This window comes from Psychrobacter sp. 1Y6 (assembly GCF_052258385.2).
Lineage (GTDB): Bacteria > Pseudomonadota > Gammaproteobacteria > Pseudomonadales > Moraxellaceae > Psychrobacter.
The window spans coordinates 1,796,917-1,811,581 of the sequence record NZ_JBQQEW020000001.1; the positions used below are offsets into that span (position 1 = coordinate 1,796,917).

The window sequence follows — 14,665 nt, forward strand, 5'->3', positions numbered from 1 at the left end:
CGATAAGGATAGATTATGTTTGGCATAAAACCCAAGAAGCAAAAGGTAGACCAAAAAACACTCTATGTCGCTTTTGATAGTGCGCTTGAGAGTAGCGATGCGGTCAGTGCTGACGTACTGCTACAAGAGACGGGTAAGACGCGCCAAGAGCTGCTCGATGCAGTGATGGCAGACGACGAGGTCATCAGCTGCCGTGAGGATATCGAAGGTGCTATCAGCGCTGCTGCATGGCGTATTTGGGGCGACGATGTCAATGAAGACACAGTCAATCGGCTCTATCGCATCATACGCCGCTTGCATAATGATTTTGCGTCGCTTGCAGTACTGGCAAAATTCAACGGTTACGCCGTGGCTGAATACGTCTTTAAAAAAGAGCCTGACGGATTTTTGACGCTACACAGTCTTTTGTCAAAAGACGGTGAGCTTGATAACTATACGCCCATGCGTGATGGCTCAATGCAGCTCAAGACTGAAGATGACAACATTGAAATCAATCAAACGATTAAGTACTTGGTTCTTACCAGTAAGGCCGTTCCCGCGCGTCCAGCGGGTGAGCTGATGATTGTCCGTGCTTATCCTGCGGTAGCACTACGCCGACGCGAATGGGCGTATGCTGGACAGTTTATTGCTCGCTACTCGCAGCCCTATGTCGTTGGTATGCAAGGCTCTGACAGTGGGTTTGGCACGACGCTTGGTGACTTTACCAGTAAGATATTTAGCTTTATCAATGGCGGTGCTGCTGGCATCGGTAAAGACGATAAGATTGAGATGCACCAACTATCAGGCGACGGCTCAGCGTTTGAGCTGTTTGAACGCCTTGCCAATAGACGTATCCAAAAGCTGCTACTGGGACGCGTCAAGACCAGCGAGTTGACCGCAGGCTCACGCTCAGCGCAAGAAACGGACGACGAGGCACGCCAAGACCGAGTGATGTCCTATCTAGGGCTGATGACTCGCGGCATACAACATGCTATCGATGCCATCATTGCGGTAAACCAAGCATGGGGTGTGCCAATAAACGCCCCACAAGGCATCTGGTTCGAATATCCAGTCGTCAAAAAGTTTAATAAAGATGAGGCCGAGATTGACGCAAAATACGTCAGTACTGGGCAAGTGCGCTTGACTAAGCAAAGGCTGCTCAATGTCGGCTATGAAGAGTCTGAGTTTGAGATTATCGATAGTACTGCGCCTGCACCGACGCCAGTACCGTCTACGCAGCAAATACTTGACCAGCTATCACTACAATACAAGCTGTCGCAAAACCTACCAACCATCATTACTGACCCTGCGACGGATGACGATATCGAGCAAGAGCGCGGTTTGATGGAGCCTAAAATGGCCGCACTCTTAGCACTATCACAAAAATGTGACAGCTATGATGAGCTAAAGCTAGGGCTTGCCAAGCTTGATTTGCCTGATGAGGGTTTGGTTGCCGCTCTCGCTGACAAGTTGGTCAATAGCTTTACTGACGGCCTAGGCATCAACAAGGACGATAAAGATGCCTGATGCTTACACCGATGCCAACTTTAACATCTTGCCCAATGCTGAGGCGATTGCTGCATTCAATGCCAAGATGGTTGGCTCAAGCTTTAGTTATCTAGACGTGCTGGCGCATGAGCACGCTGTCGCCTTTACCGTCGCTAAGATGATGGACGCTGATATGCTGGCTGAGACTCGTGATGCTATCAGCGCGGCATTAGAAAACGGCACAGATTTTCGAGACTTTCAAAAGCGTCTGAAGCCGTATCTGATGAGCAAAGGCTGGTGGGGTGAGCAAGTCATGAGCGACCCAAAAGACGGCTCAATACAAAAGGTGCAACTAGGCTCAACTCGTCGTCTGCGTACTATCTACCAAACAAACCTGCACACCGCATACGCGGCTGGTCAATGGGATCGTATACAGCAGACTAAAGAGGCACTGCCATACCTGCAATATATGCCGTCTCTCGCGACTCGTAGACGACGCGACCACAAGCAGTATTATGGCATCATTAGACCCGTTGACGACGCAATCTGGCAGCAAATACTACCGCCGAACGGCTACGGGTGTCTGTGCTGGGTTAAGCAGCTAACACGCACTCAAGCCGAACGTGCGGGCGGCGTCACTGAAGATAAAGACATCGAGTACGAGGACGTCGAAAACCCGCGTACAGGCAAGATAGAGCGTGTGCCGACGGGCATCAGCTTAAGCTTTGCGCATAATCACGGCGATAGGATCGGCTCACTACTAAAAATTGCTGAAGGTAAGCATGGCAGTGACTTTGCCAAACAGCTGCAAGACGAGGCTAATAAGATATTAGCACGCTACAACGTACCTGAAATAGCAACGGCTATATTGCCCGCTGCTGCTCAGTGGCAAGAGGCTGCTGCCATTGGTAAAGAAATCTACCGCAAGCACGCCGAGACATTTGATGCCGTCGATTTGGATAAAGAGTACGCATTTTCAGATGCGCTTATAGAGGTGATGGAGCGTGAGGGCGTGCCCACTGGGGCGCTTGCTAAGCTTGGCGGTGACAAGACCAGCGAGGTGCAAGCGATATTGGGGCGCTATCCGTCATCATGGGTCGATAAAGCAAATGAAGCTGGTACGACCTATGTCAGAGAATTGCCGACTCGTGCATTTCACTTGTATGTTGATAGCGATCAAACCTCGAACGTCTTAAAAACACAAATATCAAGGCATAAGCAGTTAAAAGTGTTTGCTAAATTCGTCGATGATATTGCGCCAGGCGACAGCTTTATGAAAGTTGGCAAGATGACCAAAGGTAAGATGGATGCGGCAAGCTTTGATGTTGCTATTCATGAATACGGTCATCGTTTGCAAGCCATCATGCCTGAGCTAGACGCTTATTTTAAACAGCTATGGATAGACCGAACCAAAGGCGAGCGCACGCGCCCACTGGCACTGATACAAAAAGAGCGCGGCGAGTATCCGTATTACGCACCAAGCGAAGTCGGCAGACGAGACAACTTTGCCAATGTCTATATCGGTCGTAACTATGGCAGTGATACAGACCCTAAGCCGCTTGAGCTGATTACTATGACGATGCAAACAATCTTAGGCAGTGGTCAAGCGCAATCGCTTACGATAAAACACTTGTTAGATAATGATCCTGATATGCTATACTTAGCCATAGCTCTATTAACGAGATACACGCCATGACGACCATCGACTTTATGTTTGATAGCCAAAAACTGACTTTAGACCTCAAGCAAGGTTTATTGATCGGTAATAGTGCTGCCAAAAATAAGTTGGCAGCTATCATCGATAGTGCGCAGTCGTCAGCGATGTACTACGGCTCAGACTATACGCCAGTCCCTGCGATTGCGATAGACGATGCTTATCGCAACATTGAGCAGTTTGCCACTTGCTTGATGTTTGAGTTACCTGCTGATGAGTTCCCAATCACGTTGTCGCCTTATGTCGCAAAATGGCCTGATGATTTGGAGCCGCTCACAGACGATGAGCAAGTGGCCGCTGAGCTGTTAGACGATTTAATGATCTATTAGTATCGTATTAATCAAAAAACCCACCCTAATCGGTGGGTTTTTTTGTGTCTACCGTTTATGACCCTCTTACTTGCCGTTGCAATAGCGTTTAACACCCGTTTAATCGCTCGACTGTGAGGCGCAGACGCCAAAGTCCTACCCTTATGTGAATAATCCCTCTATGACCGCTTAAATCGCAAATTTGAGCAACTTTACTTTTCATGCATGACTACCTGAACCGCATCATCTAACCGACTATAACACCGACCATCATAATGAGACTTTATCGACACTCTGTATTTTACGTTGTCACGATTTTACTCATTAGCTGGACGTCATTATGCCAAAAGACCACAAAAAGCCAAATATCTACCTGCTCTCTGAAGTCAATGTCGCTGACGCCCCTGCCGATGCTGACAAATCTTTGCCACGTAAGTTTAGCGGCGTCGCCAATAGCGGCAAGCCGTTTAATCATTACGGTGAAATGGTTGTCGTTGATCTGACTGATATTCAGTATAAAGCAAACGTCCCAGCATTATTGCTACATGACCGCGCCCAACGTGCAGGCTTTGGCGCACTCAGTGTCACAAACAACCAATTACTCATCAATGGCACGTTACTCGACAACCAGTTCGGGCGTGAAGTCGCTGAAGAGTCAGATGCTGGATTCCCGTGGCAGATGTCTGCGCATATCAATGCCAATAGCATCACAGAGCTGGGACAAAACGAGACAGCAACGGTCAATGGTCAAACGATCACTGGCCCAATGGTCATCCTAAAAAATTGTAGCGTCTCTGAAATCTCATTTACTCCAACTGGTGTAGACAATGAAACCTCTGCTGTCGCGCTTGGCGATGATGGTAAAGCCCAAACAACCAACTCTCAACCCAATACGCAAAAGGACACCACCATGACTCCTGAAGAAATCGCAGCCCTACAAAAGCAAGTCGCTGACCAAGCGGAAGAAATCAAAACCCTCAAAGAAGAAAACGCAGAGCTGGTCAAAGAAAAGACCGAAGCCGAGGCTGAGGCAAAAGCTGCCGCTATCGATGCGCAACTGTCACAAGCAGGCTTTACCAAAACTGAAGATGGCAAAGCATGGAATGGCGTAGGCACAGCGACGGTCAATATGCTGTTGTCTGCCAGTCCCGAAGATGCCAAGGCTATGATCGGTGATTTGCGAGCGCCAAGTCAGCAAAACAATGTGCCTGATTACTTGCTAGGTGAGCAGCACAAGCCAAATGGCAACGGTGGTCAAGACCGTCAGTTGTCGTCTAATCCGATGCTTGCCAATGCTGAAGCGCGTGCAGTAGAAGCCAAGAACTATATCTAAGCGATAGCCGTGCTGGACTAGTGTCCAGCGCGGACAGATGTTTCAACCACTTATTAGCCTTATCGATTAATCCTAGGAGCACAACATGCCAAGCGAACCTTACGTCACTATTGGCGATATTTTGAAGTCTGAAGCGGACTCAAGCAACCGTATCGCTATTCCTGCTACTGACGGCACCAAGACAGGACAGCTGGTCAAATATACCGAGCGCAACGAGTATCTCATTGCGTTGACTGACGAGACCAACGGCGAAGTGTTGGTACAACCGCACAATTGCACCGTGTTTTTGGGCAGTATCCCGCAAGCAAATATTGATGCGGTGTTTACCGATGAAGAAGGTTTGGTGCCGCTGACAGTTGCCACGCTAAAAACCCAAGGCGATCTGTACGGTATCAAGTATATCGGCACGCCTAAAGCTGCAACCACTTAAGCGCTGACTAACAGCCCTTTAAACCCGATTTAAATCATATTTAACGCAGTAACAATACTAGGAATTATTTATGCCTTTATCTAATGACAGTCAGTATGGTGTGGTGCCAATGACCGAGGCAATCAATCGATTGCCTGCCAATCCTACCATCATTCGCGAGCTTGGCTTGTTTAAACCGCAGTACGAAAGCACAACGTCTGTCGCTGTGGAGTCCAAAAACGGTGTGTTGACGCTAGTCAATGCTGTGCCTCGTGGAACGCCTGGTGATCCTGTAGCAAGCAATCTTGGCAATCGTCAAGTCTTTGAGATGTTGCATTTGCCTAAGAGCGATATTGTTCGCGCTGATGATGTGCAAAACGTGCGAGCCTTTGGCGGTGGCAATAAAGCGCAAACGGTCGCCGAAAAGGTCAATGATAAATTGGCTGATATGAAATCAGACATCGAATATACCCGTGAGCATCTGATGCTAGGTGCGTTATCAGGCAAGATTTTGAACGCTAACGGCGACCCAATTGTTGATATCTATGATCGCTTTGGGATCACTCGCCAAACCATCAATTGGAATTTATCAGCGACCAACGGCAACGTTGGATCAATGATTGACAGTGCCGTGCGTAATTTAAGCAAAAAGCGTGGCGGCGAGCCAGTCAATGGTTGGATCGTGCTTTGTTCACCAGAGTTTATGGATGCGGTTATTTATCACAAGACTGTTACTGCGATCTATGAGCGCTACCAAGAAGGCTCTGCCTATCGTAGCGGCGATACTAGCGTCGGTTTTGAGCATAAGAAATTGAAGTTTATCAACTACGATCATGTGTTTGACTCTGGTCTGCAAATCAAAGAAGGCGAAGCAATTATCTTACCTGCTGGTACCAAGAACACGTTTAAAGAGTTCTTTGCCCCTGCTGATATGTCGTCCACGGTCAACACCAAGGCGCTACCGTACTACGCCAGTCGTGAAAAGCTGGACCATGACAAAGGCTGGAGTCTTGAGGCGCAATCTAACCCATTGCCGCTGTTACTACGTCCTGAGCTGGTCGCTACACTCAAGATGACCTAAACGCCTAAAACCCTTGACTGGCTACGGCTGGTCAAGGTGTTTTACTCAAATTCTAACTAGGACAAAATCATGAGTGATGATAAACCAAAAGTGAAAGGCTACCGCCAGCTAACAGATGCTGAGATTGCGGCTATCAATAAAATCAAAGCTAAGGCTGAAGAAGTTGGTGAGTTGGTTTCGCAGTTACAGATGTCTAGTGGCTTAGACCAACGCGCAATCAATATCGGCAAAACTGAGTTGCAAACTGGCTTTATGTGGTTAACGCGCGGTATCGCCCAGCCAGATAGTTTTTAAGCGAGCATCCTATGATAACGCAACAAGACTTAATTGACCGCTTTGGCGAAAAAGAGCTTATCAAGCTGACGGATAGGGACAATTATCAGTTCATTGTTGAGTCTGTCATTGATACGGCTATCGCTGATGCTGAGGGTGAAGTTGCCTCATATTTGCGATCAGCCAATCTGGTTAGTGTCGATGCGCTGGGTAAAGTTATCTACCGCAATGGCGCAAAACTGCCATCTGATCTAGCACTGCATACTTGTAATATCGCTCGTTATTATCTGTATGGCAACGGTACAACCGAAACGGTCGAAAAACGCTATGACGATGCGGTTAAGTGGCTCGATAAGGTCAAAAAAGACCCAACGATGCTGACAGGGCCTATCGCTGAGCAGCCCAATGCTAGTGGTGGTATTAGTGTCATACCTCAAACTGTCCCTAATCTTTACCAGGACTGACTATGCAAATCAATGTCAACAGTCAATTACCAGAGCTACGTGACAATGTCAGCGAGATCTATCTCAAGCTTGGCGGCGACCTAACGCCGCTCATGCGCGGTGTGGCTGCTGTCATTGAGAACAGCACCCGCGATAGATTCCGCACCAAGACCGCGCCTGATGGCTCGACTTGGGCAGATCTAAAACCGTCTACGCTTGAGGCCAAAAACGGACGTGGTAGCAAGATGGTCGAATATGGCGATCTCATGCGCTCTATCACCAGCTATGCCAACAGCACGTCGGCGGCAGTCGGTACAGACAGACCGTATGCCAAGTATCACCAGACGGGCACCAAGAATCAAGACGGCTCAGAGCGAATGGAAGCCCGTCCGATATTTGGTATCTCGACTCAAGATCGTACTGATGTGCTGGACTTAATGAACGACTTTATGGCAGGAGTAGTCAATGGCTAATGTACCAGCTTGGAGCGACAACGCTTTGGCGTGTTATCCATATTTGCTCGAACGCTTGAACGAAGTGACTCAAGTAAAGCGCGTGCTAGAAGCGGCTGACTTTGCAGCGATTAGCGGCGCTAACCGTACTCAAGTTCCGCTTGATGGCGCGGTCTACTTAATCCTTGATGGCTATACGCCAACGTTAAGCAATGGCAACAGCCGTGAGCAGCTGATTGAGATTGGCTTTAGTGTGATATTGACCAAGCAGCAATTTACACCTAACCCTGCGGCTGACGATGTCGGTAAGACACTGACAGCAATATCAAAAGCGCTACAAGGCTTTGATCCAAAGAATGAGCAAGGTCAAGCGTTAGTGACCGAGCCATTTGAGTCACGCACCCCGCTACCGATCCAATACGAAGATGGCTTTGCTTTTTTCCCGCTGCGCTTCACCGCTGAAGTGGCAATACTTTCTGATAACTGACCTGATAATCAATAAGGATTTACCATGCTCAAACGATATCTAAAACCTATGTTGGCGACTTTATTAATGGGATTAGCGACAGGCGTAAAAAACTGTTTTCAATCGCCACTCACTGTAAATAAAGATTACGCCATTACATATTCAGTTAGTACTTTGGACTTTCGCGCGCCTTGGTTTTACATCGGACATAACGCACGTAATAACCGCCGCACTAAGTCTAAAAAGTAAATTTAACGCTTTATTAACATACGTTTATACATCCATTAAACGACATTTAAACCAGAAGGAATAAGCACATGGCACAACAACGAGGCAAAAAGTATAGCGGTGATCTGTATGCTCGAAAACACGGCACAGACGACGGCTTTGAAAAAATCGGCAACGTGACGGAGCTGACGACGACTAAGGAGTCTGAAAGTAATCAGCTCACCAGTACGGGTCGCGGCGAATATGGTGAAGTACTAGAGTCAGAAAGCGTGGCAGGTGCTACCAATGTCAGCATGAAATTTAACACCTTTGATAAGCACGCCTTGGCACGAGTGATGATGGGCGAAGCAGTTGATTTATCGACCACGCCTATCGCGTTTACTGATGAGCCACTGACCGTAGGCTTAAACTGGCTAAAACTTGCCTATCGTGACATCGATGAGACGACGCTGGTGCTGACTGATGATGCTGATGCGGTCATTGATGCGACGACTTATGAAGTCAATCCACGTCTAGGCTTGGTGCGATTTAAAGATACGGCCACAGTCACCGCAGGCGCTAATATTACTTATAGCGGCTCAACCAAAGGCTCAGCAGGTTATCAGATCGATGCCAATACGCTGACGTCATTACCGCTTGAGATGTACCTTGACGGTAAGGATCGTATCTCTGGTCAAGATGGCATCCTAGATATGTATCACTCTGATCTATCGAGCGATAGCGATATCAACTGGTTTAGCGACGACTGGTGGGAAGGCGGACTATCTGGCCCACTTATCAAAGACCCAGGCAAACCGACTATGCGCTTTACTGAGTACAAGCAGCAGTCTTGACTGTTGCTGTATAGACAAAAAAGGGACGCCACTTATGGCGTCCCTTTTTTTTATGTCATAAGATACAAAAGCTAAGCAGCTAAGCAGCTAAGCAGCTAAGCTGCGCTCTAAACCATCTAATGCGGCTTGTAACTGCTTGACCGAGTCATCTATCGTATCGACATAGTCGATAATATGGTAGGTCTTATCTAGCTCGTTCTGCGCTGAAAACGCCAGTGCTTGCATAAACTGTATGCGATACAACATAGCGTAAGCGATATCAAGATGTGTCCGATCCATATTACACCTCCAGTGTGAGCTGGGCAGGCTGCGGTTCGTTGGCGATATCGTAGCCGAGCGCTTGCATAGTGCGTATATAGGTGTTGACTGTGCTGTTGGCACGATCAATCAGCCGTGCGACTTCTGATGTACCCAAGCCCATGTGCTTGTAATGAATGATATCAGCCCACGCAGGACGTGCCCGTAGTAACTCGTCTTTCAGGGCTTGGTTTTGCGCTTGCATGATCTGATAGCTGTCTGTAGAGACGAACCGCTCTAATTCTTGCCATCGCTTAACGATCATGGCGGTAAAGTGCGGGCACAGTTGAGCGACGACGGTGATGCTGTCGAGCTTACCTTGTTCGCCACTAAAAATGTAGGTTTTAGCTGGTTTGGTTGCGGTTTTAATCTCCTCAATTTGAGGTAATTCAATAACCGCTTGGTCTACAAGCCGTTCGATAGTGCGTTTAACATTGTCGTGACGTTGATTAACAAGTTCAGATATTTGCAGGCTGCTCATAGATTGGGCAGTGTCAGAGGATATAGCAAAAGTGTATTTCATGGGTGGTTCCTGTTTGATAATTTTGAGGTTGTACCCTAAAGATATTAGGGCGTCGGGAGACTCAAAAACTGCAAACAGACAGTCGGGATTATTTCCACTAAGGTATTGTATTCTCCGCCCTCCCGACATAGAGGGTCTTCAATGGCTAAATGATACCATAACTGGCAAAATTTGGGCATAAAAATACCGCTGGTCTGTCGGGAGCGATTTTCCGCTGTTTGATAAGGTTTTGAGTCCTTAAAACGTATGTTAGCGAACCAAAACATGATTATCAAGTAAAATAAGCATTTAATTGTGCATAAATATGATTGATGCTTATATGATGCGAGATAGACAAATTTTGTTTACTACTGTTTTTTCGTATATGATGCGATAAATAATATATTTATCATAGGTGAGATATGAGACGATTGGCAGTGGTTGCGCTGTGTTTGGCGTTGGTTGGGTGTGGCGGTGACGATGATATAGAACCTATCCGAGATGCGTTAGATCGCCCTGGCGTTCCTGGCACTGGCGGCGGTGGCAATAATGACAATCCGTCTGTGCCTACACCTGATAGTGATAGCTTATGGGAGTATAGCCAAGTGGGATCGTCTAGGTTCGCTGAGATACGTTCATTGAATACTGTAGCTACCAGTAATAACTTTAACGATGCTTTGATGCAAATTAGATTGCAGAGCTTTACTGCGAGCAATGGTGAGGTAAGCTTGTCTATTACGGTCGCTGTATTCTTTGCCGATACTGCTTGTGATGTATCGTGTAATCTAAGACTTAAAAAGAATGGTACGACTGGCGATGTTTATACGGTTCGCGAAACGTCCGAGAGCTTGCTGACAAATGACAGCTTCAGCGCCCGCGATCTACGTAGTATTATAAAAGCTGTGCAAGTATCTTCTAACGCCTCCTTAACGCTACCTCTCACAGATGTACCTGAAGCTGAGTTCTTTTTTGACTTCAGTGGCTACGATACTAAGTTTATGCGTTAAGCACTAACTACCTGAACCGCATCATCTAACCGCCAGCGACCCAATCCGTAACAATGACCCTAGTAACTTACTAGGGTTTTTTTATGGCCAATCGCTTAGATACTGAGCTGCTCATCACTGCTGGTGTGGACGGCTTACAGCATATCGACAAGCTTATCGCAAAAATCGAAGAAGCTGGTGGTGATACCGAGCAGCTGCGCGATGCTGCCCGTCGATTGAATAGCGAATGGGATGATTTGTCTGCTGAAGAGCAAGCCTCTAGGCTACGTGACCTTGGTAATGCTGCCAATAATAGCGCTGGTGACTTAGGGCTGTTGCGACGCCGTACAGATGAAGCAAACAATTCAGCCGATAGACTGGGTCAAGGTGTCGATAGCGTCAAAGGTGCGCTCAATGGTCTAAAAGGATTGATAGCCACGCTTGGTATATCAGTCGGTGCGACAGAACTGCTAGAGATGGCAGACTCTTACAAGACCCTAGAAGCAAAAATAAAACTAGCCACTGGTGAGGGTGTCAACTTTATCAATGGCTTTGGCGGTGTGCAAGACATCGCTAACGAGACTTTTACCAGTATAGAGGATACAGGCGAGCTATTTGCTCGTATTAGCCGTGCTGGTAAAGAGATGAATCTGGCACAGCAAGACGTGCTGTCTGTTACCAAAACGATTAACGAGGCGATACAGCTATCAGGCGGTAGCGCTGAGTCTAATCAAGCCGCGATTACGCAGCTGATCCAAGGCTTGCAATCAGGTGTCGTACGTGGTGAAGAGTTCAACTCCATTATGGAGCAGTCGCCACGCCTCGCACGCGCAATGGCAGATGGTTTAGGCGTCACATTGGGTCAACTACGGTCAATGGCAGCTGAAGGCAAGCTGACATCTGAGGTCGTCATCAATGCGGTGCAATCACAAGGCGAAGCGATCCAGTCTGAATTTGATGCGATGCCACTTACGATTGGTCAATCGTTAACACAGTTAAAAAACAATTTTTTAAGTTTCGTCGGTGATATTGATAAACAGCTCAATTCATCAGGCGGCGTGTCGTCTATTATTCAGCAAATGGCAGAGGGCTTAGAGGATATCGATCCCGCTACCGTTGATGCCGTAAAAGAGGCATTTGCCCAGCTTGGCGAAGTCGCTCAATTATTAGGCACGAACGTCTTAAGGACATCTGAAAACTTAGGCGATCTTTGGAACGCTTTTGATGGTACTACTGCTGCTGGCGAAAAGGTTGGACTCTTAACTAAGATAGTTCAAGAGCTGTCTATTTTTATCGGTCATATTGCCGATGGTGTCAAAGGTTTGCAAATCGCAAGCGACCTTGCTTGGGGAGGAATGCTCAAGGGTATAAGCTTGCTGCTTGGAGCCTACGCCAAGCTAACAGGAGGCAGCACTGACGCCGCTGATGCCATGATGGCAAAAGGCGACGAGATGGTCGCCCGTGCCAAAAAGAATGCTTTAGAGTTTGAATCATCTGCGGTCGCTGCTGCTGACAACGCCGCTAAGACACATCAACAAAGACTGGATGAAACAGCGGTTAAGTCACGCCAAGCTTATGAGCAAATGGCTGCTGACGGTACAGCATCAGCGGGTAAGATTCAAGAAGCCTATGTCAAAGCAGCGCTGGATGCTATCAAAGCCAATGGTGGTGTCGTCGATGCAAGATTAGAGGCTGAGCTTGCTGAGCAAGACCTACAAGCTCAAATTAGCGAGACAGGTCGCGTTACTATTGTTGCTATCGCTGAGCAATCTAGAGCCATGCAAGATGCTGCTGGCATCTCAGAAGAGCTAAGCCGCGAGATTGATAAAGCCTCGGCATCGTTTAAGACGCTAGGTCTTGATGCTGAATATTTTGCAACTGGCATGGATAGTAAGGTCACAGCGTCGCTGTCCGCATTCAGTGAGGTGGCGCAAATAGCGGGTGACGATACCGCTATGCTCGCTCGCGCCTATGGCGCTGCATCTGAAAAGATCGGTACCAACGTCCAAGCTCAAGCCATGCTGCAACAGCAACTGCTTGCGTCCACCAACGGTAACAGCCAACTCGCTGACGAAGTCAAACGTGTTGCGCTCGAGCAGAAGAATGCAAAAAGTGCTGCGGACGATCAAGCCGCTGCTTTGTCACGTCTCGGCATCAGCATGGATGCCGTCAATCAAAGCATGAGCGCGTCTGGCTTAGAAATGGTGACGACGCTACGCAATGGCATCACCGCTATCAAAGAACAAGCCACCAGTGCTGATGCCTTAAAATCGGCGCTGACTCAAGCATTAGATACTTCACTTGCTGCGGCCAAGACCAAAGCGGATTTTGAAGCTATTAGCCAAACGCTTAAAGCAGCTGGTGTGTCTGGTCAAGTCACTGCTGAGCAAATGGCACTACTACGCGTGGGAATGCAAGGCGGTGCTGAAGCTGTAGACGCGCAAACCAAGGCGTTAAACAATAATGCCCTCGCAAACACCTACAACACCAATACCACAGCTGATAACGCAAATGCTAAAAAAGAACAGGCTGATGCCGCCGATAAAGCGGCTGCTGCTATTGCCAAATCTACCCAAAACGAAAGCGCTAGCCTTGCCGTCATGCAGCAGATCACAGGCACAATCAAAAACAAAATAAGCGCACTGGAACAAATGGGCGCAACGACTGAACAAGTCGATGGTGTCTGGCGCAGTTTCACCGATAGCATGAATGGTATTAAGTTTAATGGCATCGCTGATTTTGCAAGCAACATGCGGCGCGTCGACGATGCTGTCAGTAAGCAAATCACCAGCTTTGAGAATGCCAAAAATAGAGCTGAAGAGATGACGCAGGCACTCAGTGGTAGCACTGTGACTAGCCGTGATTTGGTCGAAGCCCAGCACGCACTACGTCAAGCAACTGATGCGAGCGTAAAGGGTCTTATCCGTATGGATCAGTCTACACTCAACAACCTTCAAAATGCGATCGACGAAACGAAAAAGAAAATGGAAGATTTTGCTGATAATGCAAGAGAAACGGCTGAACAGCTCGAAGGAGAGCTGGCAAAGCTACGTGGTGATGATAGTAGAGCGCTCGAAATTGAACAAGCTAGAGAATTGAAAGAAATTGAAGATCTACTTGCTGATGCTCGTGAACGTGGTTATCCCGAAGAAATCAAGTATTACAGTGAGGCGCTGAAACTGCAAAAAGAGATTAATCAAGAAGAACGTAAGCAAGCGCGTGATCGTGAACGAGAAACAAAGCAGTCCAATGCGCCGATACCATCTAGCCGTCAATCTAATAGCAGTACGTCTAACACGACCAACAGTACTCGCAGTAATAACAATGCAGTTGAGGTTGTAGATGCTCTGGACGCACGTATAGAAGCTGCCAAAAAACAAGCGGCAGCTGAAGCAGTCGCAAACTTTGCACAACAACTAAAAGACGAGGCGAAACGACGCACATGACCTGGACACTAAAACGCAATACCGATCAGGCCGTGATGAGCCTACACAGTCAATATCACTGGATTGATGAATACGCGTGGTCATCACTTAAGCAGTCAGCGCCCGTCTACACCTTAAGCGGCGCGGTTGATATCCAGCAAGGCACGATGCTCGCAGGTCGTCCTATTACGCTTGATTGTACCAATGCTCGTATCAAACGCAGCGAGCTTGAGCAGCTGCAAGCGTGGGCGCAGATTCCAGAGCTGACGATGACACTGAGGCATCCTGATGGTCGCACTTTTAATGTCCTCTTTGCTGCCCCTGCATTGACTGACATAACCCCCGTCAAAGTCATACGCGCAGGTGATGAGCATCCTGATGACAAGTTTACGGCCAACATCAATTTATTGACCGTTTAACTGGCTATCAAGTCGGTATTAAACCCAAT

At 47.7% G+C, this 14,665-nt stretch carries 17 protein-coding genes; 15 read left to right on the top strand and 2 right to left on the bottom strand.

The window, feature by feature from the left end; all coding sequences use genetic code 11:
• Positions 1-15: 15 nt before the first annotated feature.
• From ACTXGF_RS21270 to ACTXGF_RS21325, 12 genes are all read left to right on the top strand, one after another.
• Complete coding sequence (locus ACTXGF_RS21270; RefSeq protein WP_443534852.1) at positions 16-1,506, top strand: phage portal protein family protein; 1,491 nt, start codon at positions 16-18, stop codon at positions 1,504-1,506.
• Positions 1,499-3,163 carry a phage head morphogenesis protein gene (locus ACTXGF_RS21275; RefSeq protein ID WP_443534854.1) on the top strand — a complete coding sequence of 555 codons (1,665 nt, stop codon included), beginning with the start codon at positions 1,499-1,501 and terminating at the stop codon, positions 3,161-3,163. The genes ACTXGF_RS21270 and ACTXGF_RS21275 overlap by 8 nt, the downstream gene beginning before the upstream one ends.
• Positions 3,160-3,510 carry a hypothetical protein gene (locus ACTXGF_RS21280; RefSeq protein ID WP_443534855.1) on the top strand — a complete coding sequence of 117 codons (351 nt, stop codon included), beginning with the start codon at positions 3,160-3,162 and terminating at the stop codon, positions 3,508-3,510. The genes ACTXGF_RS21275 and ACTXGF_RS21280 overlap by 4 nt, the downstream gene beginning before the upstream one ends.
• Before the next feature lie 319 nt (positions 3,511-3,829).
• Positions 3,830-4,822, top strand: coding sequence for a hypothetical protein (locus ACTXGF_RS21285; RefSeq protein ID WP_443534857.1), 993 nt, complete (start codon positions 3,830-3,832; stop codon positions 4,820-4,822).
• Between the two features lie 85 nt (positions 4,823-4,907).
• Positions 4,908-5,252: a hypothetical protein gene (locus ACTXGF_RS21290; RefSeq protein ID WP_443534859.1), complete on the top strand. Its 345-nt coding sequence runs from the start codon at positions 4,908-4,910 to the stop codon at positions 5,250-5,252.
• A 70-nt stretch (positions 5,253-5,322) separates the two neighbouring features.
• Positions 5,323-6,312, top strand: a complete 990-nt coding sequence (locus ACTXGF_RS21295; protein WP_443534860.1) for a major capsid protein — start codon at positions 5,323-5,325, stop codon at positions 6,310-6,312.
• 69 nt (positions 6,313-6,381) lie between these two features.
• Positions 6,382-6,606, top strand: coding sequence for an Acb2/Tad1 domain-containing protein (locus tag ACTXGF_RS21300; RefSeq protein WP_443534862.1), 225 nt, complete (start codon positions 6,382-6,384; stop codon positions 6,604-6,606).
• An 11-nt stretch (positions 6,607-6,617) separates the two neighbouring features.
• On the top strand, positions 6,618-7,049 hold the full coding sequence (locus tag ACTXGF_RS21305; protein WP_443534864.1) for a gp436 family protein: 432 nt from the start codon (positions 6,618-6,620) through the stop codon (positions 7,047-7,049).
• Positions 7,050-7,051: 2 nt separating this feature from the next.
• Entirely contained in the window at positions 7,052-7,501 is a 450-nt protein-coding gene (locus tag ACTXGF_RS21310; RefSeq protein WP_443534865.1) for a phage virion morphogenesis protein, read from the top strand.
• On the top strand, positions 7,494-7,967 hold the full coding sequence (locus ACTXGF_RS21315; protein WP_443534866.1) for a phage tail terminator protein: 474 nt from the start codon (positions 7,494-7,496) through the stop codon (positions 7,965-7,967). The genes ACTXGF_RS21310 and ACTXGF_RS21315 overlap by 8 nt, the downstream gene beginning before the upstream one ends.
• Before the next feature lie 24 nt (positions 7,968-7,991).
• Positions 7,992-8,195 carry a hypothetical protein gene (locus ACTXGF_RS21320; RefSeq protein WP_443534867.1) on the top strand — a complete coding sequence of 68 codons (204 nt, stop codon included), beginning with the start codon at positions 7,992-7,994 and terminating at the stop codon, positions 8,193-8,195.
• Positions 8,196-8,263: 68 nt separating this feature from the next.
• The gene (locus ACTXGF_RS21325) at positions 8,264-9,007 is read left to right on the top strand and encodes a phage tail tube protein (RefSeq protein ID WP_443534868.1); all 744 of its coding nucleotides are present in this window, start codon (positions 8,264-8,266) and stop codon (positions 9,005-9,007) included.
• Between the two features lie 87 nt (positions 9,008-9,094).
• Here ACTXGF_RS21325 and ACTXGF_RS21330 read toward each other — a convergent pair whose 3' ends face one another.
• Both ACTXGF_RS21330 and ACTXGF_RS21335 read right to left on the bottom strand, forming a co-directional pair.
• Positions 9,095-9,286 (bottom strand): hypothetical protein, encoded by a 192-nt coding sequence (locus tag ACTXGF_RS21330; RefSeq protein ID WP_443534870.1) that lies wholly within the window; start codon positions 9,284-9,286, stop codon positions 9,095-9,097.
• Between the two features lies 1 nt (position 9,287).
• The gene (locus ACTXGF_RS21335) at positions 9,288-9,827 is read right to left on the bottom strand and encodes a hypothetical protein (protein WP_443534872.1); all 540 of its coding nucleotides are present in this window, start codon (positions 9,825-9,827) and stop codon (positions 9,288-9,290) included.
• A 401-nt stretch (positions 9,828-10,228) separates the two neighbouring features.
• On the opposite strand from ACTXGF_RS21335, the gene ACTXGF_RS21340 reads away from it, so the two are divergent.
• From ACTXGF_RS21340 to ACTXGF_RS21350, 3 genes are all read left to right on the top strand, one after another.
• Entirely contained in the window at positions 10,229-10,813 is a 585-nt protein-coding gene (locus ACTXGF_RS21340) for a hypothetical protein (protein ID WP_443534874.1), read from the top strand.
• Between the two features lie 83 nt (positions 10,814-10,896).
• On the top strand, positions 10,897-14,238 hold the full coding sequence (locus ACTXGF_RS21345; RefSeq protein WP_443534876.1) for a tape measure protein: 3,342 nt from the start codon (positions 10,897-10,899) through the stop codon (positions 14,236-14,238).
• Positions 14,235-14,636, top strand: a complete 402-nt coding sequence (locus ACTXGF_RS21350) for a hypothetical protein (protein ID WP_443534877.1) — start codon at positions 14,235-14,237, stop codon at positions 14,634-14,636. Before ACTXGF_RS21345 ends, ACTXGF_RS21350 begins: the two co-directional genes overlap by 4 nt.
• Positions 14,637-14,665: the final 29 nt, after the last annotated feature.

What these genes read in the sequence shown, in the direction of transcription:
- ACTXGF_RS21270 (WP_443534852.1), top strand. Translation starts at nt 16, where the DNA reads ATGTTTGGCATAAAACCCAAGAAGCAAAAGGTAGACCAAAAAACACTC.
- ACTXGF_RS21290 (WP_443534859.1), top strand. Translation starts at nt 4,908, where the DNA reads ATGCCAAGCGAACCTTACGTCACTATTGGCGATATTTTGAAGTCTGAA.
- ACTXGF_RS21330 (WP_443534870.1), bottom strand. Translation starts at nt 9,286, where the DNA reads ATGGATCGGACACATCTTGATATCGCTTACGCTATGTTGTATCGCATA.
- ACTXGF_RS21335 (WP_443534872.1), bottom strand. Translation starts at nt 9,827, where the DNA reads ATGAAATACACTTTTGCTATATCCTCTGACACTGCCCAATCTATGAGC.
- ACTXGF_RS21280 (WP_443534855.1), top strand. Translation starts at nt 3,160, where the DNA reads ATGACGACCATCGACTTTATGTTTGATAGCCAAAAACTGACTTTAGAC.
- ACTXGF_RS21285 (WP_443534857.1), top strand. Translation starts at nt 3,830, where the DNA reads ATGCCAAAAGACCACAAAAAGCCAAATATCTACCTGCTCTCTGAAGTC.
- ACTXGF_RS21350 (WP_443534877.1), top strand. Translation starts at nt 14,235, where the DNA reads ATGACCTGGACACTAAAACGCAATACCGATCAGGCCGTGATGAGCCTA.
- ACTXGF_RS21300 (WP_443534862.1), top strand. Translation starts at nt 6,382, where the DNA reads ATGAGTGATGATAAACCAAAAGTGAAAGGCTACCGCCAGCTAACAGAT.
- ACTXGF_RS21325 (WP_443534868.1), top strand. Translation starts at nt 8,264, where the DNA reads ATGGCACAACAACGAGGCAAAAAGTATAGCGGTGATCTGTATGCTCGA.
- ACTXGF_RS21275 (WP_443534854.1), top strand. Translation starts at nt 1,499, where the DNA reads ATGCCTGATGCTTACACCGATGCCAACTTTAACATCTTGCCCAATGCT.
- ACTXGF_RS21315 (WP_443534866.1), top strand. Translation starts at nt 7,494, where the DNA reads ATGGCTAATGTACCAGCTTGGAGCGACAACGCTTTGGCGTGTTATCCA.
- ACTXGF_RS21295 (WP_443534860.1), top strand. Translation starts at nt 5,323, where the DNA reads ATGCCTTTATCTAATGACAGTCAGTATGGTGTGGTGCCAATGACCGAG.
- ACTXGF_RS21345 (WP_443534876.1), top strand. Translation starts at nt 10,897, where the DNA reads ATGGCCAATCGCTTAGATACTGAGCTGCTCATCACTGCTGGTGTGGAC.
- ACTXGF_RS21340 (WP_443534874.1), top strand. Translation starts at nt 10,229, where the DNA reads ATGAGACGATTGGCAGTGGTTGCGCTGTGTTTGGCGTTGGTTGGGTGT.
- ACTXGF_RS21310 (WP_443534865.1), top strand. Translation starts at nt 7,052, where the DNA reads ATGCAAATCAATGTCAACAGTCAATTACCAGAGCTACGTGACAATGTC.
- ACTXGF_RS21320 (WP_443534867.1), top strand. Translation starts at nt 7,992, where the DNA reads ATGCTCAAACGATATCTAAAACCTATGTTGGCGACTTTATTAATGGGA.
- ACTXGF_RS21305 (WP_443534864.1), top strand. Translation starts at nt 6,618, where the DNA reads ATGATAACGCAACAAGACTTAATTGACCGCTTTGGCGAAAAAGAGCTT.